Consider the following 24071-nt stretch of genomic DNA (forward strand, 5'->3'; position numbering starts at 1 on the left):
GCATACTGATGGGCTCCCACACGGCTGATGCGCACTGCGCCCCCACCCATGGCATTCATCAACTACCTCACGCAGATTCATCTCGACTTCGGCGCCGTCTCGCTGCTGCCGCAGGAGTGCGAGCGCGTCGGCATTCGCAAACCGCTGGTGGTGACCGACGCAGGCGTGCGCGCGGCAGGCGTACTCGATCGTGCGCTGGCCGCACTCGGCAAGCTGCCGCACGCGGTGTTCGACCAGACACCCTTCAACCCGACCGAAGCTGCCGTGCGAGCCGCGGTCGATGTCTACCAGGCCGAAGGTTGCGACGGCCTGATCGCCGTCGGCGGCGGCTCGAGCATCGACCTGGCCAAGGGCGTGGCCATCGCCGCCACGCACCCGGGGCCGATGAAGACCTACGCCACCATCGAAGGCGGCAGCACGAGGATCACCGACGCCGTGGCGCCGCTGATCGCCGTGCCCACCACCGCCGGCACCGGCAGCGAGGTGGCGCGCGGTGCGATCGTGATCGTCGACGATGGCCGCAAGCTCGGCTTTCACAACTGGGGCCTGGTGCCACGCGCCGCCATCTGCGACCCGGAGCTCACGCTGGGGCTGCCAGCCTTCCTGACGGCCGCCACCGGCATGGACGCTATTGCACATTGCATGGAGACCTTCATGGCCCCGGCCATCAACCCACCCGCAGACGGCATCGCCCTCGACGGCCTGGAACGCGGCTGGAAGCACATCGTGCGAGCCACCGAGAACGGCGGCGACCGTGAGGCGCGCTGGAACATGATGTCGGCCAGCATGCAGGGCGCGATGGCGTTTCAGAAGGGCCTGGGCGCCGTGCACTCGCTCAGCCACAGCCTGGGTGGCGCCAACCCGAAACTGCACCACGGCACGCTGAACGCGATGTTCCTGCCCGCAGTGGTCAAGTTCAACGCGGGGGCCGAATCGATCCAGAAGGAGCAACGCTTGCAACGCATGGCGCACGCCATCGGCATCGGGTCGTGCGACAGCCAAGGCACCGAATTGGCCGAGGCGTTGCGCGACCTGAATCAACGCCTGGGCCTGCCCTCGGGCCTGCGTGCGATGGGTGTCACCGAGGATCTCTGCGACCGCATCATCGAAGGCGCGATGAAGGATCACTGCCACAAGACCAACCCGCGCGTCGCCACCGAAGCGGAGTACCGGGAGATGATCGCGGCGTCGATGTGAACTCCGAGATGGTGTGTGGGGACTACGGATGCCCGGGCATGCCTGGGCGCAGTAGGGTAAACGACCCGCCGCCTACGCGCCCCGACCCGGAGCGGTGGCAGCGCGAACCGACCCCACAAAGGAGACACCATGCACCCGATCGACACCAACCCTTCCGCCCTGCGACGCACCCTGGTACTCGGCGCGCCCCTGCTGGCGCTCACGCCGCTCGCACAGGCCCAAGGCAAGTTCATCAACGTGTTGACGGGCGGCCAGAGCGGTGTGTACTACCCGTTGGGCGTGGCCCTCAGCCAGATCTACGCCAAGGCCATCCCTGACGTGAAGACCAGCGCCCAGGCCACCAAGGCCTCGGCCGAGAACCTCAACCTGCTGCAGGCGGGCCGCGGCGAAGTGGCCTTCTCGCTGGGAGATTCGCTCTCCGACGCCTGGAAGGGCGACGCCGAAGCCGGGTTCAAGGCACCGCTGACCAAGCTGCGCACCCTGGCCGGCATCTACGCCAACTACATCCAGATCGTGGCCACCGCAGACTCGGGCATCAAGACCCTGGCCGACCTCAAGGGCAAGCGCATTTCGGTGGGCGCCGCCAAGTCGGGCACCGAACTCAACGCCCGCGCGGTGCTCAAGGCTGCGGGCCTGAGCTATGGCGATTTCGCGAAGGTCGAGTACCTGCCGTTCGGCGAATCGGTCGACCTGATGAAGAACCGCCAGCTCGACGTCACGCTGCAATCGGCCGGTGTCGGCGTGGCGTCGATCCGCGACCTGGCCAGCGCCGTGAAGATCGTGATCGTGCCGGTGCCGGCCGACGTCACCGCCAAGATCGGTGATGCGGCCTACCAGCCGACCACCCTGCCGGCCAACACGTACACGGGCCAGACGAGCGCGGTGCCCACAATCGCCATCAAGAACTTCCTCGTCACGCACGAGGGCGTGCCGGCCGATCTGGTCTATGCGATGACCAAGGCGCTCTTCGACAACCTCGACACCATGGTCGCCGCCCACTCGGCCGCCAAAGGCATCGCAAAGGAAGAAGCCGCCAAGGCCCCGCCGGCCCCGCTGCACCCGGGCGCCGAGCGCTACTACAAAGAGGTGGGCTTGCTGAAGTGACTGGCTCGCTGAACTGACGCCCCTCCCCCCGGGCCGCTATCGCGGCCCGTTTTGCATGATGCTCGCCCGAGGTGCCTCCCATGAGCCCGAACCCCGCTCCGCCTGCAGACGAACCGCACACCGCCCAGCCACTGGTGGGCGCCATCTTCGCCGTGGCGGTCCTGTTCTCGACCTTCCAGGTGATCACGGCGGCCTTCAGCCCCTTGTCGAGCATCGTCGTGCGCGCCATGCACGTGGGCTTCTTGCTGCTGATGGTGTTCGTGATGTACCCGCCGCTGCGGCAACGCTGGGCGGGCTGGCTGCTGGGCGCCGCGGCCATGGCCACCGGCGTGTACCAATGGGTGTTCGAGGCCGATCTGATCCAGCGCTCGGGCGAACTCACGCAATCCGACATGGTCGTTGGCGTGGTCGTACTGGTGCTGGTGTTCGAAGCCGCGCGGCGCACGCTCGGCCTGGCGCTGCCGGTGATCTGCCTGGGCTTCTTGCTCTTCGGCCTCTTCGGTCAGTACCTGCCTGGAGCGCTGGCGCATCGCGGGTACGGCATCGACCAGATCGTCTCGCAACTCAGCTTCGGCACCGAAGGGGTGTACGGCACGCCAACTTACGTTTCGTCGACGTACATCTTCCTGTTCATCCTGTTTGGCGCCTTTCTTGAACAGGCCGGCATGATCTCGCTCTTCACCGATTTCGCGCTCGGCATGTTCGGCCACACGCGCGGCGGCCCGGCCAAGGTGGCGGTGGTGTCCTCGGGCCTGATGGGCACGATCAACGGTTCGGGTGTGGCCAATGTGGTGACCACCGGCCAGTTCACCATCCCGTTGATGAAGCGCTTCGGCTACAAGTCGGCGTTCGCGGGCGGCGTGGAGGCTACCTCCAGCATGGGCGGCCAGATCATGCCGCCGGTGATGGGCGCCGTGGCGTTCATCATGGCCGAGACGATCGGCGTGCCCTACGTGGAGATCTGCAAGGCCGCCATCATCCCGGCCCTACTGTATTTCGTCACTGTCTTCATGATGGTTCACCTGGAGGCCGGCCGCCTGGGCTTGCACGGCATGCCCAAGGACGAGATCCCCGACCCCTGGGCCGCCGTGCGCAAACGCTGGTACCTGCTGCTGCCGTTGGGCATGCTGGTGTGGTTGCTGTTTGCCGGGTACACGCCGCTCTTCTCGGGGCTGGTGGGCCTGGCGCTGACGGTGGTGCTGATCTTCGGTGCGTCGCTCACGCGCACGGTCGGGCCCCTGGGCATGCGCGTGCTGATCTGGATCGCCATCGGCAGCGCCTGCTCGGGCTTCTTCAAGTTCGGCATCGGGGCGGTGATGGTCTTGCTCGCCGTGATGACCGTCCTGCTTTTCGTGGCCCGCGGCGGGCGCGACACCTTGCGCGTCGCGCTCGGCGCGCTGGCCGAAGGGGCGCGCCACGCCATCCCCGTGGGCGTGGCCTGCGCGCTGGTGGGCGTGATCATCGGCGTGCTCGCCCTCACTGGCTCGGCCACCACCTTCGCGGGCTACATCATCGGCCTGGGCGAGAAGAGCCTGATGCTCAGCCTGATGCTCACGATGGTGGTCTGCCTCGTGCTCGGCATGGGCATCCCGACCATCCCGAACTACATCATCACCAGCTCGCTCGCTGCACCCGCGCTGCTCAAGCTGGGCGTGCCGCTGCTGGTGTCGCACATGTTCGTCTTCTACTTCGGCATCCTGGCCGATCTCACGCCGCCGGTGGCATTGGCAGCGTTCGCCGCGGCGCCCATCGCGCGTGAGACCGGCACACGCATCGGGGTGCAGGCGGTGCGCATCGCCATCGCCGGCTTCATCGTGCCCTACCTCGCGGTGTACGACCCGCAGCTCATGCTGCAAGGCGACTGGACACTGCTGGGCGTGGCCTACATCGTGTTCAAGGCGCTGGTGTGCATCTGGCTCTGGGGCGGTACCGCCATCGGCTACTGGTTCGACAAGCTGAGTCTGGCGGAGCGGGCCATCGCGTTCGTGGCGGCGGCGATGCTGATCGCCTCAGTGCCGAGCACCGACGAGATCGGCTTCGCGCTCGCCGTTGCGATCACGGCGTGGCACGTATGGAAGTCCCGCCGGCACGCGGCACTGCGAAGCCGCTCGGGCTGAGCCTTCATGGCGCCGGCGGTGTTGTGCCTGTGGGCCGCGCTCTCGGCTTCGCCGCAACCACAGCCGCAGCGCGTTCCCCTGCCCGACGGCCGCTTCACGTTGGTGTGGATGCATTCGATCGAAAAGATCGACTGGGAAGAAGACTACCTCGTGGCCGGCGGCTGGCTGCTGCTCGAAGAGGCCCGCATCCGCGGCAACGGCGCCGGCATGGACGTGCCGGACGACGCTCGGCGGATCCCGGGCGGCTGGCGATACCGGCCCGCCTTGCGCTGGCAGCAGGCCTTGAGCCTCACGCGCTCGACCTTCACACCCGACTACCGGCTCTGCGTCGGCGGCCAGTGCGCCCCGCTCACACGTTGGTTGCCGCTAGACGGCGAGGTGACCGCAGTCACCGATTGCACAAGCGCTCCCGACAAAGCGGGAGCATCAGAGCAACCTGGAGCCTCCGGCCAGAAATGAAAAAACCCGGGTGCCTTGCGGCCCCGGGTTCTGCGCTGTGCGGCAAGGCCGTGGCCCTGCCGCGCAACGTCGATCTCAGTGGAACTGCTCTTCTTCGGTCGAGCCGGTCAGCGCCTTCACCGAGGACGAACCGCCCTGGATCACGGTGGTGACGTCGTCGAAGTAACCGGCGCCCACTTCCTGCTGGTGCGACACGAAGGTGTAGCCCTTTTCGCGCGCTGCGAATTCCTTCTCTTGCACCATGTCGGTGTAGTGCTTCATGCCTTCGCCGCGGGCGTAAGCATGGGCGAATTCGAAGGTGTTGTACCAGTTGATGTGGATGCCAGCCAGGGTGATGAACTGGTACTTGTAGCCCAGGTCCGACAGCTTCTGCTGGAACTCGGCGATGGCCTTGTCGTCGAGGTTCTTCTTCCAGTTGAACGACGGCGAGCAGTTGTACGACAGCAGCTTGCCCGGGCACTTGGCGTGCACGGCTTGCGCGAACTCACGGGCGAAGCCGATGTCCGGCGTGCCGGTTTCGCACCACACCAGGTCGGCGTAGGGAGCGTAGGCGACACCGCGGCTGATGGCTTGCTCGAGGCCGTTCTTCACGCGGTAGAAGCCTTCTTGCGTGCGCTCGCCGGTCAGGAACGGCTTGTCGTTCGCGTCGTGGTCGCTGGTGATCAGGTTCGCAGCTTCAGCGTCGGTACGGGCCAGAACGATGGTCGACACGCCCATGACGTCAGCGGCGAAACGAGCCGAGATCAGCTTCTCGCAGGCTTCTTGCGTCGGCACGAGCACCTTGCCGCCCATGTGACCGCACTTCTTCACGGCAGCCAGCTGGTCTTCGAAGTGCACGCCGGCAGCGCCCGCGGCAATCATGTTCTTCATCAGTTCGAAGGCGTTCAGCACGCCGCCGAAACCGGCTTCCGCGTCAGCCACGATGGGCAGGAAGTAGTCGACGAATTCCTTGTCGCCAGGGCCCACGCCACGCGACCACTGGATCTCGTCAGCGCGCTTGAACGTGTTGTTGATGCGGCGAACCATGGTGGGCACCGAGTCGTACGCATAGAGCGACTGGTCGGGGTACATGGTTTCGGAGGTGTTGCCGTCGGCGGCGACTTGCCAGCCCGACAGGTAGACGGCCTCGAGGCCCGCCTTGGCTTGCTGCATGGCCTGGCCGGCGGTGATGGCACCGAAGGCATTGACGTAACCCTTCTTGGCGCCGCCGTTGACCTTGGCCCACAGCGTTTCAGCGCCGCGCTTGGCCAGCGTGTACTCGGGCTGCAGGCTGCCGCGCAGGCGCACCACGTCGGCAGCGGTGTAGCCGCGCTTCACGCCCTTCCAGCGCGGGTTGGTGGCCCAGTCCTTTTCGAGGGCGGCGATTTGTTGCTCACGGGTCAGAGTGGTCATGTCGAACTCCAGAGGTTTGAGAGAGAAGGAACGAAACGAAGAAATCTGGTGAAGAAGGATAGCCGTGCAATCCAAAAAGGGGAAGACTTATGTCTTATATAAGACATAAACGCACATTCAATTAAATCAAAGACTTAGGGTTCATTTTTCTGTATGTGAAAGCAAGTTCTCTCATACGGAAGAAATTGCCGCAGCGCAGCACGCACCTCTCTTGCATTGTGAAACGAGCTTTCTTCTATGTGGAAGCCATCGGATCACGCCAGCGCTGCAGCGATGGAATTGCCAAGTCACCCGACGGCTCACGCAGGCGCGTCGTACGATGATTCGCATCCGCCTCGATTCATTCAACCTTCAACCGAAACGGCGGATTAATATTCATCCGACATATCAATGCCACCCACTAAGGAGCCTTCGATGAACGACAAGCTCGCGGCCTACTGGATGCCCTTCACCGCCAACAGGCAGTTCAAGCAAGCTCCGCGCCTCGTGTCGCGCGCCGAAGGCATGCATTTCTGGACGCCCGAAGGCCGCCAGGTGCTCGATGCGGTGGCCGGCCTGTGGTGTGTCAACGCCGGGCACTCGCGCCCAAGGATCGTCGAGGCCATCCGCCAACAGGCGGGCGAGCTCGACTTCGGGCCGCCGTTCAACATGGGCCACCCCAAGCAGTTCGAGCTGGCAGAGCGCCTGGTGCAGCTCGCACCGCCCGGCATGAACAAGGTGTTCTACACGAACTCGGGCTCCGAATCGGTGGATACGGCCCTCAAGATGGCGCTCGCCTACCACCGCGCCCGCGGCGAAGGCTCGCGCACACGCCTCATCGGCCGTGAACGCGGTTACCACGGCGTCAACTTCGGTGGCATCTCGGTCGGTGGCATGGTGGCCAACCGCAAGATGTTCGGCACGATGCTCTCAGGCGTGGACCACATCCGCCACACGCACGACGCGCGCAACGCCTTCAGCCGTGGCCAGCCCGAGCACGGCGCCGAACTCGCCGACGACCTGGAGCGCCTGGTCGCCCTGCATGACGCATCGACCATTGCCGCGGTGATCGTCGAGCCGGTGGCGGGCTCCACGGGCGTGCTGGTGCCGCCCAGGGGCTACCTGGAGCGGCTGCGCGCGATCTGCGACAAGCACGGCATCCTGCTGATCTTCGACGAGGTCATCACAGGGTTCGGGCGGCTCGGCTCGGCTTTCGCCGCCACGCACTTCGGCGTGACGCCCGACCTGATGACCACGGCCAAGGGCCTGACCAACGGCTGCGTTCCCATGGGCGCGGTGTTCGCGAGCCAGAAGATCCACGACACCTTCATGACCGGGCCGGAGCACCTCATCGAGTTCTTTCACGGCTACACCTACTCGGGCCACCCGCTGGCCTGCGCGGCGGCCCTGGGCACGCTCGATACCTTCGCCGAAGAAGGGTTGCTCACACGCGGCGCGCAGATGGCGCCTGCGTTCGAGAACGCCGTGCATTCGCTGCGCGAGCTGCCGAACGTGGTGGATGTGCGAAACATCGGTCTCGTCGGCGGCATCGAACTCCAACCCATCGCGGGTGAGCCGGGCAAGCGCGCCTTCTCGGTGTTCCTCGACTGCTGGGAGAAGGGCGTGCTGATCCGCACCACCGGCGACACGATCGCGCTCTCGCCCCCGCTCATCATCGAGAACAAGCACATCGACCAGATCATCGGCACCGTGTCCGATGCGATCAAGCGCGCAGCGTGATCTGAGGCGTATGCCCCTGAACGACGCAATGACGAGGTTGACTTCACGAATCAGCTAGGCACACTGATTGCTCAGGAAACGGTATACAGAAAAGCCCAGTGCGCCGGCCAAGAACCGAAGCGCAGCAAGCCCAATGAACGCCACGACAGCCAGTGTGCCGGCCCGAAAGCCGGTGGTTTTGATCCCCGCCTGCAACCGCATGATCGGAGCCCACCCGTTCCATGTGGCGGGCAAGAAGTACATCGACGCCGTTCGCCTCGCGGGTTGCCTGCCGCTCGTCGTGCCCTTCGTGCACGCAACTGAAGTCGACGAACTACTCGACCACGCCGATGGCGTGCTGCTCACCGGATCACCCTCCAACGTGCACCCCAGCCACTTCGGCGAAGAGGTGTACGACACCACCCTCCCCCTCGACCGCGACCGCGACGCCTGGGTGCTGCCGCTGATACCTCGGGCGCTGGCGCGCGGTATCCCGCTGTTTGCCATCTGCCGCGGGTTCCAGGAGGCCAACGTGGCGCTCGGGGGCAGCCTGTACCAGGCGGTGCAGGAGATTCCCGGCCAGCATGATCACCGCGGCATCACCGACAAGACACCCGACGATCAGTACGGCTTTGCGCACGACGTGATCGTCGTGGCCGGTGGCGCACTGGACAGCATCGTCGAGCAGACGGAGTTCAAGGTGAACACCGCGCACGGACAGGGCGTTCGCGACCTGGCGCCAGGCCTGCGTGTCGAGGCGCGCGCCCCTGATGGGCTGGTCGAAGCGTTTTCGCTGCCGTCCGCCCAAGGCTTCAACCTCTGCGTGCAGTGGCACCCTGAGTGGCGCGCGGCCGAAAACCCGGTTTCGCTGCGCCTGTTCAAGGCGTTCGGAGCCGCCTGCATGTCCTTCCGAGACCGTCACCGGGAGCGCCACCAAGACCCTGATCGATAGCGCCGCCTTCGGGCGAACCCGCCAGTGCCGCCCCCTGGCCCGCAACTCAGACAGGTGTCCCATGGTGGAACAGAAGAACTTCAGCTTCAGCGACCTGGAGCAATGGCTCAACGAACGGCGGGTGACGGAGATCGAATGCCTGGTGCCCGACCTCACCGGCGTGGCGCGCGGCAAGATCCTCCCCCGAGAAAAGTTCACCGAAGACCGCGGCATGCGCCTGCCCGAGGCCATCGTCGCCATTGGCGTGACGGGTGAGTTCCCCGAAGAAGGCCCGTACTACGACGTCATCCACGCCACCGACCGCGACATGCACCTGCGTCCGGACCCGAGCACGGTGCGCATCGTGCCCTGGGCCGTGGACCCGACCGCACAGGTGATCCACGACTGCTTCGACCGCCACGGCAACCTGATCCCCTACGCGCCGCGTTCGGTGTTGCGGCGCATCTGCGACCTCTACGCCGCCGAAGGCTGGTTGCCGGTGGTCGCGCCCGAACTGGAGTTCTATCTTGTCGAGCGCAACTCCGACCCCAACACGCCGCTGCGCCCGCCCAAGGGTCGCAGCGGCCGGGCCGAGACCTCGCGGCAGGCTTACTCCATCGACGCGGTGAACGAGTTCGACCCGCTGTTCGAAGACCTCTACGCGTACTGCGAGCAGATGGAACTGAACGTCGACACCCTCATCCACGAGGTGGGTGCGGGGCAGATGGAGATCAACTTCTTCCACGCCCACCCGCTGGGGTTGGCCGACGAGGTGTTCTTCTTCAAGCGCACCATCCGCGAGACCGCGCTGCGCCACGAGATGTACGCCACCTTCATGGCCAAACCGATGGCCAACGAACCGGGCAGCGCCATGCACGTTCACCAGAGCGTGGTGCAGCAAGGCAGCGGCCAGAACATCTTCAGCAACGCCGACGGCAGCCCGAGCAAGGAGTTCTACTGGTACATCGGCGGCCTGCAGAAGTACACGCCGGCCGCGATGGCGCTCTTTGCGCCCTACGTCAACTCGTACCGCCGCCTCGCGCGCTCGATGGCCGCGCCGATCAACATCCAGTGGGGCACCGACAACCGCACGGTAGGCATCCGTTCGCCGGTGGCATCGCCCGCCGCACGCCGCATCGAGAACCGCGTGATCGGCGCCGACGCCAACCCCTACGTCGCGCTGGCCGCCACGCTCGCCTGCGGCTACCTGGGCATGAAGAACCGCATCGAGCCCTCGCCCGAGTTCAAGGGCGACGCCTACCTGTCCGAATACCAGCTCCCGCGTTCGCTGTCCGAGGCGCTGGGCTGGCTCGACGACGAGAAGGATCTGCACGACGTGCTGGGCAAGCAGTTCATCACCGTCTATTCGGAGATCAAGGACATCGAGCACGAGGAGTTCATGAAGGTGATCTCGCCATGGGAGCGGGAGCATCTGCTGCTGCATGTGTGAGATCTGAACCGGGCTTCGATACCTCCGCCTGAGCGGCCAGGGAGTGTTTGAAGACCCTCGCGCACAACCACCCGCTCAGGCCGAGGTATCGACGCCCAGACCCATTCGTCGCAGGACAACTCACATGACCCGCACCACCAAAGACCTTCAGGCCGCCGACGCCGCGCACTACCTCCACCCCTTCACCGACTTCAAATCGCTCTCGGCCAAGGGCTCGCGCATCATCACGCGCGCCGACAACATCTACCTCTGGGACAGCGAGGGCCACAAGATCCTCGACGCGATGAGCGGCCTGTGGTGCGTGAACGTGGGGTACGGGCAGCGTGAGCTGATCGACGCCGCCACGAAGCAGCTCGAAATCCTGCCCTTCTACAACTCGTTCTTCCAGACCGCCACGCCGCCGGCCATCGAGCTGGCGGAGTTGCTGGCGGAGGTGACGCCACCGCAGTTCAAGCACGTGTTCTTCAGCGGCTCGGGCTCGGAGGGCAATGACACCATCGTGCGCATGGTGCGCCGCTACTGGGATCTGCAGGGCCAGCCGCAGCGCAATGTGATCATCAGCCGGCACAACGCGTACCACGGCTCCACCATGGCCGGCGCATCGCTCGGCGGCATGAGCGGGATGCACGAGCAAGGCGGCTTGCCGATCCCCGACATCGTGCACATCGAGCAGCCGTTCTGGTTCGAGAGCGACCGCAGCCTGAGCCGCGAGGACTTCGGGCTCAAGGCCGCACGCGCGCTCGAAGCCAAGATCACCGAGATCGGCGGTGACCGCGTGGCCGCTTTCATCGGAGAGCCCATCCAGGGCGCCGGCGGCGTGATCGTGCCGCCCGCCTCCTACTGGCCGGAGATCCAGCGCATCTGCGATCAGTACGGCATCTTGCTGGTATCGGACGAGGTGATCACCGGGTTCGGCCGCACCGGCAACTGGTTCGGTTGCGAGACGCTCGGCTACAAGCCTGACCTGATGACCTTCGCCAAAGGCGTGAGCTCGGGCTACATCCCGCTTGGCGGCGTGATGGTGGGCGAGCGCGTGGCGCGCGCCCTCATCGACCAGGGCGGTGAGTTCACGCACGGCTACACCTACTCGGGCCACCCGGTGGCCTGTGCGGTGGCGGTGGCGAACATCAAGCTGATCCAGCGCGAGCGGCTGGTGGAGCGGGTACGCGAGGAACTGGGGCCGCACCTCGCCCGCCGCTTTGCCGAACTGGCCGAGCACCCGCTCATCGGCGAGGCGCAGACCTGCGGAATGATGGGCGCGCTGCAGATCGTGAAGGACAAGGCCACCGGCCTGACGTTCGACAGCGCGCTGGAGGTGGGCATGCTCTGCCGTGCGCACTGCTTCGGCAACGGCCTGATCATGCGCGCCGTGGGCGACCGCATGATCGTCGCTCCGCCTCTGGTGATGACCACCGCGCAGATCGACGAGATGGCAAGCCTGATCCGCAAGTGTCTCGACCTGACGCTGGCTGAACTCAGGCAACGCGGCTGGCACTGACGCTCGGCCGCGCCCGGCCCGGGTGGGGTGCTGACTCCATGGAAAATCGCGCCTGTTGCCCAGAAGTTCCGCCAAACGGCTCGGCCGGCGGCGCACCTGCCTGGGTGGCTTGAAAGATGCATCCATTAAAGTCTGCGGCCGTGGTCAGAACAGCCGGCCGCCGGGCCCACCCTCACCTGAAATGAACAACACCTCTGCACCTGCTGCGTCTGCCTTTCTGCAGATCCGCGATGTGGTCAAAGATTTCGGCGCCCATCGGGCCGTCAACAACGTCAGCATCGACATCGCCAAGGGCGAGATCTTCGCGCTGCTGGGCTCCTCGGGCTGCGGCAAGACCACGCTCTTGCGCATGCTGGCGGGTTTCGAGACGCCGACCTCGGGGCAGATCGTCCTGAACGGCCAGGACCTTGCCGGGATGGCACCGCACGTGCGGCCGCTGAACATGATGTTTCAGAGCTACGCGCTCTTCCCGCACCTCACGGTGTGGGACAACATCGCCTTCGGCCTGAAGCGCGACGGCCTGCCGGCCGATCAGATCGCCACGCAAGTCGAGGCCATGCTCAAGCTGGTGCAGCTCTCCAAGTTCGCCAAGCGCAAGCCACATCAGCTCTCGGGTGGCCAGCAGCAGCGCGTGGCGCTGGCCCGCAGCCTGGCCAAGAAGCCGCAACTCCTCTTGCTCGACGAGCCGCTGGGCGCGCTCGACAAGAAGCTGCGCGAGGAAACGCAGATCGAGCTCGTCAACATCATCGAGAACGTGGGCGTGACCTGCGTGATGGTCACGCACGACCAGGAAGAAGCCATGACCATGGCCTCGCGCATCGCGGTGATGAGCGAAGGCCGCTTCCTGCAGGTCGGCACGCCCAGCGAGATCTACGAGACGCCGGCCACCCGCTTCGTGGCGGACTTCATCGGCAACGTGAACCTGATGGACGGCACGCTGACGAGCGACCAGCCCGATCACGTGGTCGTGACCTGTGCCGACTGTGTGCACTACGTGGGCCACGGCATCACCGGCACCGAGGGCATGCCCGTCACCGTGGCCGTGCGACCCGAGAAGATCCGACTGCAGTCCACCGAGCCCAGCGGCCCGCACAACCATGCGCGCGGCACCATCAAGGACATGTCGTACTTCGGCAGCTACACCGTCTACCACCTCGCGCTGCCCAGCGGCCAGGTGCTCAAGGTGAGCCAGAGCAACACCGAGCGGCACCACGAGACGGCCCTGACCTGGGGAGACACCGCATGGGCCTGCTGGACACCCACCGCTCAGGTGGTGCTCACGGCATGAGCCTCACAGACCGACTGCGCTCCCTCGCTCGCGGCCGCGTGGCCGTGATCGGCATTCCCTACGTGTGGCTGCTGGTGTTCTTCCTGCTGCCGTTCCTGATCGTGATGAAGATCAGCGTCTCCGAGATGGAGACCGTGGGCTTCAAGGACCTCACCACCTGGAGCGACGGGGTCCTGCAACTCTCGCTGCGCCTGAGCAACTACATCTTCGTGGTGCAGGACGACCTGTACTTCGAGACCTACCTCTCCAGCATCAAGTACGCAGCCGTCACGACCGTGCTGTGCCTGTTCATCGGCTACCCCTTCGCCTACTTCATGGCGCGCGCCAAGCCCACGGTGCAACCTGCGCTGCTGATGCTGGTGATGCTGCCGTTCTGGACGTCCTTCCTGCTGCGCGTTTATGCCTGGAAAGGGTTGCTCACCGACAACGGCTGGGTCCACAGCGCCATCACCGGCATCGGCCTCGATCGCGTGCTGGTATCGCTGGGCCTCATCCCGGCTGCCGGGCAGCTGATGAACACGCCCTTCTCGCTGGTGCTGGGCATGACCTACACCTACTTGCCCTTCATGATCCTGCCCCTGTACTCCAACCTCGCCAAAATGGACCTGCGCCTGCTCGAAGCCGCGTCCGACCTGGGCGCCACCGCCTGGGTGGCCTTCTGGAAGGTGACGGTGCCGCTGTCCAAGGCCGGCATCATTGCCGGCAGCATGCTGGTGTTCATCCCGTGCGTGGGCGAATACGTCATCCCAGAGCTGCTCGGCGGGCCGCAGACGCTGACGATCGGCCGTGTGATGTGGGACGAGTTCTTCAGCAACAACGACTGGCCCATGGCATCGACCGTGGCCGTGATCATGGTGCTGCTGATCCTCGTGCCGCTGGCGATCTTCAACAAGTACCAGGCCGAGGCGCAGGAGGGCCGCAAGTGAAGACGGCATGGTTTGGCCGGGGCTGGCTGCTCGCGGGTTTCGTCTTCCTGTACCTGCCCATCGTGGCGCTGGTCGTCTTCTCGTTCAACGACTCGCCCGTGCCCAACGTGTGGCGAGGCTTCACGCTGAACTGGTACACCAAGCTGGCCGCCGACGGCGAGATCCTGAGTGGCTTCTGGCTCTCGCTGAAGATCGCGTTTCTCACCGCGACCACCGCCGTCGTTCTCGGCACGCTCGCGGCCTTCACGCTGGTCAAGTACCGCCGCTTCGGTGGCCGCACCCTGTTCTCGGGCATGGTCAACGCGCCGCTGGTGATGCCCGAGGTGATCGTCGGCCTGTCGCTGTTGTTGATGCTCGTGTCCGTCCAGCGGGTGCTTGGCTTCCCCGAACGGGGCATGCTCACCATCTGGCTCGGCCACCTGCTGCTGGGCATGGCCTACGCCACAGTGGTCATTCAGGCGCGCCTGACCGACCTGAACCCGCAGCTTGAAGAAGCCGCGCTCGATCTCGGGGCGCGCCCCTGGCAGGTGTTCTATCTGGTCACGCTGCCCATGATCGGGCAGGCCCTGCTCTCGGCCTGGCTGCTCACCTTCACGCTCTCGCTCGATGACGTGGTGCTCTCGGCCTTTCTCTCGGGGCCCGGCTCGACCACCTTGCCATTGGTGATCTTCTCGCGCGCACGACTCGGCCTGAACCCGAGCGTGAACGCGGTGGCCACCCTCATCGTGCTGGTCGTCTCGATCGGGGTGGTCGCTGCCAGCCTCTGGATCGCGCGCAACGAGCGCCGTCGCGCCCGCGAAATGGCCGAGGCAGCCCGCGGCTGAAGGGCCATTCACCTGGGATCGCGCCCTTGAGGCTTCACGGGTTCTCCATCAGCGGCTAGCCTTGGGACTGCCGCCGACACTGGAGACCCCCATGAACACGCCCGCCCCCGACTGGCATGCCAAGGCCGACGCCCTTGCTCTCGACGGGCGAGCGTTGATCGCTGGCCGGCGCACCGCAGCCGCGTCCGGCGAAACCTTCGACAAGACATCGCCCCTGCACGGCCGCGTCATCGCGCAGATCGCCCGGGGCCAGGTGGCCGATGTGGACACAGCCGTTGCCTCCGCCCGCCGCGCCTTCGACGACGGGCGCTGGACTCATCAGCCGCCGGCTGCGCGCAAGAAGGTGCTGCTCCGCTTTGCTGAAAAGATCCTGGCGGCGAAAGACGAACTCGCCCTGCTCGAAACGCTCGACATGGGCAAGCCCATCAAGTACAGCCAGTCGGTCGACGTGCCTTCCGCCGCACGCTGCATCGCGTGGTACGGGGAGGCGGTCGACAAGGTCTATGACGAGATCGCGCCCACGCCGCGCAGCGGCCTGGCACTCATCACGCGCGAGCCGATGGGCGTGATCGGCGCCGTGGTCCCCTGGAACTACCCGATGATCATGGCCGCCTGGAAGCTCGGCCCGGCGCTGGCGGCTGGCAACTCCGTCGTGCTCAAGCCGAGCGAGAAATCACCGCTGACCGCCCTGCGCCTGGCCGAACTTGCGCTCGACGCCGGCCTGCCCGAAGGCGTGTTCAACGTGGTGCCGGGGTTCGGCCACGAGGCCGGCGAGGCGCTCGCGCTGCACATGGACGTCGACGCGATCGGTTTCACCGGTTCCACCCGGGTCGGCCGCAAGATGCTCGAGTACGCCGGGCGCAGCAATCTGAAGCGGGTCTACAACGAGCTGGGCGGCAAGTCGGCGTTTCTCATGTTCCCCGACTTCGACGACATCACGCGCGCTGCCAAGACGGTGGCCGGCAGCATGTTCTTCAACCAGGGCGAATCGTGCAACGCGCCCTCGCGCGTGCTGGTGCACGAGAGCGTGGCCGACGAGTTCGTGCGTGTCGTGGCAGCCGAAGCACCGGCCTATCAGCCGGGTGACCCGCTCGACGCCAGCACCGAGATGGGCGCTCTTGTCGACGAGACCCAGTTGCGCACCGTGCTCGGCTACATCGAATCCGGCCGCGACGAAGGCGCACGCCTCGCCGTCGGCGGGCGGCAGGCACGCGCCGAGAGCGGCGGCTACTTCGTGGAGCCCACCGTATTCGATTCGGTCAGCAACGGCATGCGCATTGCACGCGAAGAGATCTTCGGCCCGGTGCTCTCGGTGATCCGCTTCAAGACAGAAGAAGACGCCATCGCGCTCGCCAACGAGTCAAGCTACGGCCTGCAAGCGAGTGTCTGGAGCAGCAACATCAACCGCGCCCACCGCGTGGCACGCGCGCTGCGCGCCGGCACCGTGCATGTCAACCAATACGACGAGGACGACATCACCGTGCCCTTCGGCGGCTACAAGCAAAGCGGCAACGGGCGCGACAAATCACTGCACGCCTTCGACAAGTACACGGAGCTGAAGACGACCTGGATCCGCATCGATGGCTGAGGCCTTCCCGACGCGTCACGCGCCCTGGCTGGCCTTTCTGTGCCTGGGCAGCAGCATGGCCCTGGTGGGCAGCTACGTGGGGTTCTCCAAGCTGCTGGTGCTGGTGTTCCCGGTCTTTCTGCTTGCATGGCTGCGCTTTGGCATCGGCGCGGTCGCCATGGCGGGCTGGGTGAAGCGCGCGCCAGGCGAGGCACCTCTCAGCCGCCATGCCCGCTTGTTGCTGTTCTTCGAGTCATTCCTGGGCAACTTCCTGTTCTCGATCTGCATGCTGTACGGCGTGTCGATGACATCGGCACTCGCGGCTGGCGTCATCATGGCCGCCTTGCCGGGCATGGTCGCCTTGCTGTCCTGGGCCCTGCTGCACGAGCGCATCACCCGTCGCGTGGCCTGTGGCATCGCATGTGCCGTTGGCGGCATCGCACTGGTCTCGCTGACACGGCACGACGATGGCTCCGCGCAGACCTCGCTCCTGGGCAATCTGCTGCTGTGCGGTGCCGTCACCTGCGAGGCGAGCTACGTCGTGATCGGCAAGAAGCTCACCGGGCAGGTCTCGGCCAAGCGCATCAGCGCGCTCGTCAACCTGTGGGGGCTGTTGCTGGTGACGCCATTCGGTCTGTGGCAGGCGTGGCATTACGACTTCGCCGCTGTCACTCCCACGACCTGGACGCTGCTACTCTTCTACTCGCTGGCCGCGAGCATGGTGACCGTGTGGCTGTGGATGACCGGGCTGCGGCATGTGCCGGCCTCGTCGGCGGGGATCTTCACTGTGCTCTTGCCGGTAAGCGCTGCCGCGGTTGGCGTGGCCTTTCTCGGCGAACGCTTCAGCGACGTTCAGGTGGCCGCCTTCGGGCTGGCACTGGCTGGCGTGGTGCTCGCCACGTGGCCGGCGCGCGCGCCGCTGGCCGTCAACGCACGCTGAACCCCTACGCCGCCTGCGCCGATACCAGCCCACGCGCCAGGCGGCTCACGAGTTCGGGGGCCTCACCCTTCAAGCGGTGGTCGGACCACACCTGCCGCCACCGGCGCGCACCGGGCAGGCCGTGGCGCAGCCCGAGCATGTGCCGCGCCACGCGTGACCACGGCTCGCCGGCATCTGCGCCGCGCTGCATGTAGGCCACCATCGCGGCTTCCACGGCGTCGCGGTCGGGCGCGCTGTGCTCGTCACCGAAGAACTGCGCATCCCACTCGGCCATCACCCAGGGGTTGTGATAGGCCTCGCGCCCGAGCATCACGCCGTCGATGTGCCGGAGATGCTCGTCGACCTCGGCATTGGTGGTCACGCCGCCATTGATCACGATGGTGAGCGACGGGAACTCGCGCTTCAGCCGGTACACCGTGTCGTACCGCAGCGGCGGGATCTCGCGGTTCTCCTTCGGGCTCAGGCCCTTGAGCCACGCATTGCGGGCATGCACGATGAACACCTCGCACCCGGCCTCGGCCACCGTGCCCACGAAGTCACGCACGAATTCGAAGTGCTCGATCTGGTCGATGCCGATGCGGTGCTTCACCGTCACGGGCAGAGAAGTCGCATCGCGCATGGCCTTCACGCTGTCGGCCACGAGCGGGGCTTCGTTCATGAGGCAGGCGCCGAACGCGCCGCGCTGCACGCGCTCGCTCGGGCAACCGCAGTTGAGGTTGACTTCGTCATAGCCCCACTGCTCGGCCAGCTTCGCGCAATGCGCCAGGTCACCGGGCTCGCTGCCTCCGAGTTGCAAGGCCACCGGGTGCTCCTCGGCGTTGAAGTCGAGATGCCGCGGCACGTCCCCATGAAGCAGCGCGCCGGTGGTCACCATCTCGGTGTAGAGGCGCGTGTGGCGGGTCAGCAGGCGGTGGAAGTAGCGGCAGTGCCTGTCAGTCCAATCCATCATCGGGGCAACGGAGAGGCGCCACGGAGAGACCGGCGGGGTTTCAGTGCTTTGCACGGCAAGCGTCAAGGGAACCATGGAAGGCCGGTATTGTCCCAGGCACTGGACCCGAGCGCCCCGTCCCGGAAATATCCGCGTGTACCCAGCTTTTATCGGGCCTGCCGATTGCACGTCACAGATCACTCACGAACGCTCGCCATGAACCTCAGCGCCTTGCCCCCTTGGTGGCACCTAGCCCTTCTCGCCGTCGCGATAGTTCTTGCCGCACAAATTGCGCATCGCATCACGCGGCCCATCGTCGTGCGGCTCAGCAGCCATTCCTTGCTGCTGAGTGCGATCACCAGGCGGTGCGACAAGCCCCTGCAGTGGCTGGTGCCCCTGCTGGCCTGGCAAGTTGCCCTGCAGGGGATGCCGGAAGACCTGAAAGGGCTGGCGCAAGTGGAGCACCTGACCGGGGTCGTGATCATCGCGGCGGCCACATGGCTCATCGCCTCGGTCATCCGCGGAGTAAGCGACGGTGTGGTGGCCCGACACCCCTCAGACACGGCAGACAACCTCGCCGCCCGCCGCATCCAGACCCAGACCCGCATGCTGGCGCGCATGGCGGTCGGCCTCACGCTCTTCGCGGGGGTCGCCTTCATCCTGATGACGTTCCCGAAGGCTCGGCAACTCGGCGTGAGCCTGCTGGCATCGGCCGGGGTGGTCGGTCTGGTGGCCGGTATCGCAGCGCGATCGGTCTTCAGCAATCTGCTTGCGGGCATGCAGATCGCGCTCGCCCAGCCCATTCGGATCGATGATGTCGTGATCGTCGAAGGCGAATGGGGCCGGGTGGAGGAGATCACCGCCACCTACGTCGTCATCAAGATCTGGGACGAGCGCCGCCTGATCGTGCCGCTGTCGTGGTTCATTGAGCACCCGTTCCAGAACTGGACGCGGCGCAGTGCGGACATCCTCGGCACCGTGTTCCTGTGGGTCGACTACACGCTGCCGGTCGAAGCCATCCGCGCTGAGGCACGCCGCATGTGCGAGGCATCGCCCAACTGGGACAAGCGCGTGTGCGTGGTCCAGGTGACCGACACCACCGACCGCGCGATGCAGCTGCGCATTCTCGTGAGTTCGGTGGCATCCGGCACCAACTTCGACTTGCGCTGCGAACTGCGCGAGGGGCTCATCAACTACATCCAGCGCGAGCACGGCCAGGCCCTGCCGCGCATGCGCGCCGAGATGGATGGCCTGCAGGTCACGCCCGGCGACCAGGGCGCTGTCACGGGCCTTGCGCCTTCCCCGGAGTGATCCGCTTCATCGTTCTCGCCACACCGGCCCTGCGTTTCAGGGGGAGCCAGCAGGCATAAGCCCGTGCGGGCGGGTGAGAATTCCCGGGGCCCTGCAGGCCCGCCCTGCCCTTACCCATGCCCACTGCCCCGTCCGGCGCCCTTGCCGACCCAGACATTCCGTTGAACGCCAGCGTCTGGCTCGCGCACATGGATGCGTTCGAGTCCTTCGCGGTGGTGACCGGCACGGTGATGCTGGTGATCGCAGCCGCCCAATGGCTCGCGTCGTATGCCACCGACCGGCGCGCGCTGCGGCTCTTCTCGCTGCGCTACGCACTGGCCGCGCCGGGCTGGTACTTCGCGCACCCCGCCGCGTTGTTCACCGGCACGGCCGTGCCCTTCGCCTCGGTCGCCGTGGCGATCGCGCTGCTCGCGCTCAACGTCTGCGCGCTCGATGACTACATCGGCAACGCCAGCCGGCGTCGTGTGCTGATCACCCTGTCCGCGTCGCTCGCCACCGGCACGGCGCTGTGGTTCTACCTGGGTGCGAATCCGACCGACGGCATGGCGGTGTACCTCGTGCTCGGGGCAGCGATGGCGTGGTGTGCTGGCATGTCGTGGCGTGCTTCGCGCCGCGAGCCGCACGCCGGCCACGCATGGATTGCCGCGGCATTTGCCACCTATCCCATCGTGCTGCTGGCCACCCTGTTCTTCCCCCTGGCCAAGCAGCGCGTGGAGTTGGCCTACCTTGTGGCCTTTCCTGCCACGGTGGTGGGCATCACCATCCTCGTGGTGAGCCTGATGCGAGCGTGCCGGCGCGTCGAGAACGAGCTTCAACTGCGCCTGCAGGCCGAAGTGGCGCTGCGCGAACTCAACGGCAGCCTGGAGCAGCGCGTAGAGAGCCGAACGGGCGAGCTGCAGACCATGATCGAGGGGCTGGAGTCCTTCACCCGCAACGTGTCGCACGACTTGCGTGGTCCGCTCGCCGGCCTGGCCGGCCTGGCGCAATTCGCCACCGAGGCGCTGGACGAAGGCGATGCCACGCGCTCACGCGAACTGATGGGCGCCGTGAGCGACCAGGCGCAGCGGCTGCAAGCCATGGTGCAAGACCTGCTCACGCTGTCGCGCGTGAACAGCGTGGAGTTCGAGCGCGGCCCGCTCGCACTGCGCGACGCGGTGAATGCAGCCGTGCGGCAACTCGAACTCACGCCCGAGAGTAGCCGCGACCTGAAGCAGGTACATCTGCAGGTCGACGCTCTGCCCCAGGTACTGGGTGACGCCGATCTCCTGCGCCAGGTGTTCGTCAACCTGATCGGCAACGCGGCGCGCTTTGCTGCATCGGGGCCGCAGGCTCCGGGTACGGTGCGCGTCGGCAACCGCCAGCGTGATGGCGAGAACGCCTTCTACGTGAGCGATGACGGCCCGGGCTTCGACCCTGCACGCGGCGAAGATCTGTTCAAGCCGTTTCGCCGGCTCCACGACGCGCGCCTGTCTCACAACGGCATCGGGCTGTCGATCGTGCGGCGCATCGTCGAGCGCCACGGCGGGCGCGTATGGGCCGAAGGCAGGCCCGGAGCCGGTGCGACCTTCTGGTTCACGCTCGGGCGTTGAGGCGTCGGGCGTGTGAACACCATGGGTGAATCAGTTGACCTTGAAGAACCACTTGCGCCGGCCATCGACGTCGAAACGTCGCCACCCCCCGGGCTTCTGCGCAAGCCGATCGGCCAGCGCGTAGAGCGCGAGCGGGTTCATTCCCATGCCGAAGTGGCTGGACTGGACCGCGATGTTCTCGGTGTGCGGTGCAGGCTCGTTGAGGCTGCACCGCCATGACACCACCCCATCGGTGCGTGAATAGATCGAGGTGGTAGGCACGCTCGGCGCCTTGCGCACCTCGGCCATGAGCGTGTCGTCGTCGAGTTTCTGGCCGCTCACCAGTTCGTACAGCCACCACGCGTTGTTGGCGCGCGGGTGGCCGCCGAAGGGCGTGCCGAGCGTGACCACGCAGCGCGACACGTCAGGCAGCATCTTCGCCACCTCGCGCGCGTAGATGCCACCCAGGCTCCAGCCCACCAGGCTGACCGGTTCGCCATGCTTGGCGAAAATCTCTTCCGCCCGCGCCCGGCAGCCGTCGAGCACGCCTTCGCGCGGGCCGAGGTTGAAACCCTGCTCCCAGGTGTAGGCCTCGTAACCGTGCGCTCGCAGGAAGTTGCGCAGCGGAAAGGTCGTCACGTCCGGCGCGCCGAGACCGGGGTAGACCAGGACGGGGTGGCCGTCGCCAGCCGGCAACTTGTTCAGCCAGGGGGTGGACGCCATCATCGCAGCCAGCTCCCATGGGGCGCGGCCTTCCAGAAGCATAAGCAAGGCATTGGGTGCCTTGGGTTCGGCGGTCATGGGGTGTCGGGCCTCGACGTCAGGCCGGATGGAATACACGGCCCGATGGTACCCAGCGGGTATGACTGGTTGGTGGAGCTAGCGGTCTAGATTGCGCAGGGGATGGGCAGCCGCGGGCCAGGGGCTGGTAAAGAAGGCGGCCACGTCTTCGGCCCTCACGTCCTCCAGCCGCGCGGGATTCCAGCGTGGCTGATGGTCCTTGTCGATGGCGAGGGCCCGGATACCTTCCACGGTCTCGCCAGCGCGACCGGGGCGCAGATGAAAGCAGTGGCGCACCATGTCGCGCTCCATGCGCAGCTCGTCCGCCAGTACCATCATGCGCGCCGCGCGAATCTGCCTCAGGGTGACTTCGAGCATCAAGGGGGAGCGCTTGCGCAACTGGGCCGCGACATGTCTGGCGAAGGGCTCACGGTCGGATTCAAGCGCGCGGACGATCTGCAAGGCCGTTTCCTGTGCGAAGTGGGTGTCGATGAGATCGCGGTGCCCCGCCTCGAACTCACCCGCCGGCGGCGTAAGCCCCCTCGCCTTCACCGTGGCAAGCGCCTGCGCGCCGCTCTCCATTGGCTGGTCGGCCAAGGACTCGACCAAGGTCGGCAGCATCACACTGGGCAGGTACACATCGGCCAGGCCCCACCCGATCGCGTCGCCCGCGCCCAGCACCTGACCGGTCAGCGCGAGAAATTCACCCACGCGGCCGGGGCAGCGAGACAGGAACCAGCCGCCCCCGACATCCGGAAACAGCCCGATCTGGGTCTCGGGCATGGCCAGTTTGCTGTGCTCCGTGGCCACACGCAGGCTGCTTGCTTGCGCCAGCCCCATGCCGCCACCCATGGTGACGCCGTCCATCAGAGAGATGGTCGGCTTGGGGTAGTTGTGAAGAAGATGATTGAGGCGGTACTCCTCGGTGAAGAAGTCGTCCAGTGCCGCATCACCTGCCAGCGCGGCCTGGTGAAAGAAGCGGATGTCGCCGCCCGCGCAGAAGGCAGGCGCCTTGCCTTCACGGCCCGCACCCCGCAAAAGCACCGCAGTCACCTGTGCGTCGTCACGCCACTCCAGCAAGGCCGCGGTGATGTCGCACACCATCGGCAGCGACAGCGCATTCAAGGCCTGAGGCCTGTCGAGCGTGATGACGCCCAGGTTGCCTCGCAACGCGCTCAGCACACTCATGGCTCAAGCCCTCTTCCGCTGCGTCACGCGCAGGGCAACCAGTTCATTGGCCACCAATGCGCCGATGACCAGTGCGCCGCCGGTCAGGGCCGTGGCACCTGGGGCTTCGCCGGCGAACCACCAGGCCCACAGCACACCGAAGATCACCTCCAGCAAGCCGAGCAGTGCGAGTTCGGGTGCCGGCAGCACGCGGCTGAGCCGCACGACCAGCATGCAGGGCACCGCAAGCTGGAAGACGCCCAGCAGCGCAAGCAACCCCAGATCGCTGGCACTGGCTCGAAACGGAGCCGCCAACGGGAGCGTGACGAGGGCAGAGATTGCCGCGCCGATGAGCACGGCGGGCAGCATGTCCTGCCCTTCCTCGCGTTCACCATGCCCGACATGCTGCAGCACCGTCCAGTTGATGGCCGCCGCCACAGGCACCGCCAAGGCGACCAGCGTGCCGATCAATGACTGCGCATCACCGGCACGCGCACCGTGCCCGAACATCCAGGCAATGCCCAGGCCCGCCACCACGATCGCGGCCCAGGTGCGCCACGCCAGCGGCTTGCGCAAGAAGATCCGGGAAAAGAGTGCCGTGATCAACGGCCCGAGCGCCATGGTGATCAGCACGTTGGCCACCGTCGTGAGCGTGATGGCCACCATGAACGCGGTGAACATCACCGACCAGCACAGGCCCGAGACCGAGACCGGCCAGCGGGCTCTCGCAATGCGGCGCCAGATGGCGGGGCCGCGCATCCAATGCAGGGCCGCGCCGAGGGCAAGCGCGTTGAAGGCGCTGCGCCAGAAGGTGACTTCGAAGCTGCGCGCTGAATCGAGGTGCCGCGCCACGACGCCCGCAACGCTCCAGAGGAGCGTCACCAGCACCATGAGCGCAGCGGCGCGGCCGTGGGTCAGCCGCATGA

At 66.2% G+C, this 24071-nt stretch carries 20 protein-coding genes; 15 read left to right on the forward strand and 5 right to left on the reverse strand.

Annotated elements, in window-relative coordinates; translation table 11 throughout:
* Positions 1-48: 48 nt before the first annotated feature.
* The 4 genes from AC1KAR_RS00490 to AC1KAR_RS00505 all read left to right on the forward strand — a co-directional run bounded on the left by AC1KAR_RS00490 (position 49) and on the right by AC1KAR_RS00505 (position 4877).
* Positions 49-1197 carry an iron-containing alcohol dehydrogenase gene (locus AC1KAR_RS00490; protein ID WP_480313669.1) on the forward strand — a complete coding sequence of 383 codons (1149 nt, stop codon included), beginning with the start codon at positions 49-51 and terminating at the stop codon, positions 1195-1197.
* 129 nt (positions 1198-1326) lie between these two features.
* Positions 1327-2301: a TAXI family TRAP transporter solute-binding subunit gene (locus tag AC1KAR_RS00495; RefSeq protein WP_480313671.1), complete on the forward strand. Its 975-nt coding sequence runs from the start codon at positions 1327-1329 to the stop codon at positions 2299-2301.
* Between the two features lie 80 nt (positions 2302-2381).
* The gene (locus AC1KAR_RS00500; RefSeq protein WP_480313673.1) at positions 2382-4418 is read left to right on the forward strand and encodes a TRAP transporter permease; all 2037 of its coding nucleotides are present in this window, start codon (positions 2382-2384) and stop codon (positions 4416-4418) included.
* A 6-nt stretch (positions 4419-4424) separates the two neighbouring features.
* Entirely contained in the window at positions 4425-4877 is a 453-nt protein-coding gene (locus AC1KAR_RS00505; protein WP_480313675.1) for a DUF1850 domain-containing protein, read from the forward strand.
* 75 nt (positions 4878-4952) lie between these two features.
* Here AC1KAR_RS00505 and aceA read toward each other — a convergent pair whose 3' ends face one another.
* Positions 4953-6269, reverse strand: coding sequence for an isocitrate lyase (gene aceA / locus AC1KAR_RS00510; RefSeq protein WP_480313677.1), 1317 nt, complete (start codon positions 6267-6269; stop codon positions 4953-4955).
* 414 nt (positions 6270-6683) lie between these two features.
* Here aceA and aptA point away from each other — a divergent pair, with 414 nt between their 5' ends.
* The 9 genes from aptA (at position 6684) to AC1KAR_RS00555 (ending at position 17391) form a co-directional block, all read left to right on the forward strand.
* The gene (gene aptA / locus AC1KAR_RS00515; RefSeq protein WP_480313679.1) at positions 6684-7988 is read left to right on the forward strand and encodes an omega-aminotransferase AptA; all 1305 of its coding nucleotides are present in this window, start codon (positions 6684-6686) and stop codon (positions 7986-7988) included.
* Positions 7989-8121: 133 nt separating this feature from the next.
* Positions 8122-8919: a gamma-glutamyl-gamma-aminobutyrate hydrolase family protein gene (locus AC1KAR_RS00520; RefSeq protein WP_480313681.1), complete on the forward strand. Its 798-nt coding sequence runs from the start codon at positions 8122-8124 to the stop codon at positions 8917-8919.
* A gap of 61 nt (positions 8920-8980) precedes the next feature.
* Complete coding sequence (locus AC1KAR_RS00525) at positions 8981-10348, forward strand: glutamine synthetase family protein (RefSeq protein WP_480313682.1); 1368 nt, start codon at positions 8981-8983, stop codon at positions 10346-10348.
* 124 nt (positions 10349-10472) lie between these two features.
* Positions 10473-11846 (forward strand): aspartate aminotransferase family protein, encoded by a 1374-nt coding sequence (locus AC1KAR_RS00530; protein WP_480313683.1) that lies wholly within the window; start codon positions 10473-10475, stop codon positions 11844-11846.
* A gap of 181 nt (positions 11847-12027) precedes the next feature.
* Complete coding sequence (locus AC1KAR_RS00535) at positions 12028-13134, forward strand: ABC transporter ATP-binding protein (protein WP_480313685.1); 1107 nt, start codon at positions 12028-12030, stop codon at positions 13132-13134.
* Positions 13131-14060 (forward strand): ABC transporter permease subunit, encoded by a 930-nt coding sequence (locus AC1KAR_RS00540; RefSeq protein ID WP_480313686.1) that lies wholly within the window; start codon positions 13131-13133, stop codon positions 14058-14060. Before AC1KAR_RS00535 ends, AC1KAR_RS00540 begins: the two co-directional genes overlap by 4 nt.
* Positions 14057-14884, forward strand: a complete 828-nt coding sequence (locus tag AC1KAR_RS00545; RefSeq protein WP_480313688.1) for an ABC transporter permease — start codon at positions 14057-14059, stop codon at positions 14882-14884. The genes AC1KAR_RS00540 and AC1KAR_RS00545 overlap by 4 nt, the downstream gene beginning before the upstream one ends.
* A 91-nt stretch (positions 14885-14975) precedes the next feature.
* Positions 14976-16472 (forward strand): aldehyde dehydrogenase, encoded by a 1497-nt coding sequence (locus tag AC1KAR_RS00550; protein ID WP_480313689.1) that lies wholly within the window; start codon positions 14976-14978, stop codon positions 16470-16472.
* Positions 16465-17391: a DMT family transporter gene (locus tag AC1KAR_RS00555; RefSeq protein ID WP_480313691.1), complete on the forward strand. Its 927-nt coding sequence runs from the start codon at positions 16465-16467 to the stop codon at positions 17389-17391. Before AC1KAR_RS00550 ends, AC1KAR_RS00555 begins: the two co-directional genes overlap by 8 nt.
* 4 nt (positions 17392-17395) lie before the next feature.
* Here AC1KAR_RS00555 and dusA read toward each other — a convergent pair whose 3' ends face one another.
* The gene (dusA, locus tag AC1KAR_RS00560) at positions 17396-18415 is read right to left on the reverse strand and encodes a tRNA dihydrouridine(20/20a) synthase DusA (RefSeq protein ID WP_480313693.1); all 1020 of its coding nucleotides are present in this window, start codon (positions 18413-18415) and stop codon (positions 17396-17398) included.
* Positions 18416-18535: 120 nt separating this feature from the next.
* Between dusA and AC1KAR_RS00565 the strand changes: the two genes are divergently transcribed.
* Positions 18536-19630: a mechanosensitive ion channel family protein gene (locus AC1KAR_RS00565; RefSeq protein WP_480313695.1), complete on the forward strand. Its 1095-nt coding sequence runs from the start codon at positions 18536-18538 to the stop codon at positions 19628-19630.
* Positions 19631-19746: 116 nt separating this feature from the next.
* Positions 19747-21219, forward strand: a complete 1473-nt coding sequence (locus tag AC1KAR_RS00570; RefSeq protein ID WP_480313697.1) for a sensor histidine kinase — start codon at positions 19747-19749, stop codon at positions 21217-21219.
* A gap of 30 nt (positions 21220-21249) precedes the next feature.
* Here AC1KAR_RS00570 and AC1KAR_RS00575 read toward each other — a convergent pair whose 3' ends face one another.
* From AC1KAR_RS00575 to AC1KAR_RS00585, 3 genes are all read right to left on the reverse strand, one after another.
* On the reverse strand, positions 21250-21999 hold the full coding sequence (locus AC1KAR_RS00575; RefSeq protein ID WP_480313699.1) for an esterase/lipase family protein: 750 nt from the start codon (positions 21997-21999) through the stop codon (positions 21250-21252).
* A gap of 78 nt (positions 22000-22077) precedes the next feature.
* Complete coding sequence (locus AC1KAR_RS00580) at positions 22078-23166, reverse strand: enoyl-CoA hydratase/isomerase family protein (protein WP_480313701.1); 1089 nt, start codon at positions 23164-23166, stop codon at positions 22078-22080.
* A 3-nt stretch (positions 23167-23169) separates the two neighbouring features.
* Complete coding sequence (locus AC1KAR_RS00585) at positions 23170-24069, reverse strand: DMT family transporter (protein WP_480313703.1); 900 nt, start codon at positions 24067-24069, stop codon at positions 23170-23172.
* Between the last annotated feature and the right edge of the window lie 2 nt (positions 24070-24071).

Source organism: Piscinibacter sp. PDB1-1, from assembly GCF_056675995.1.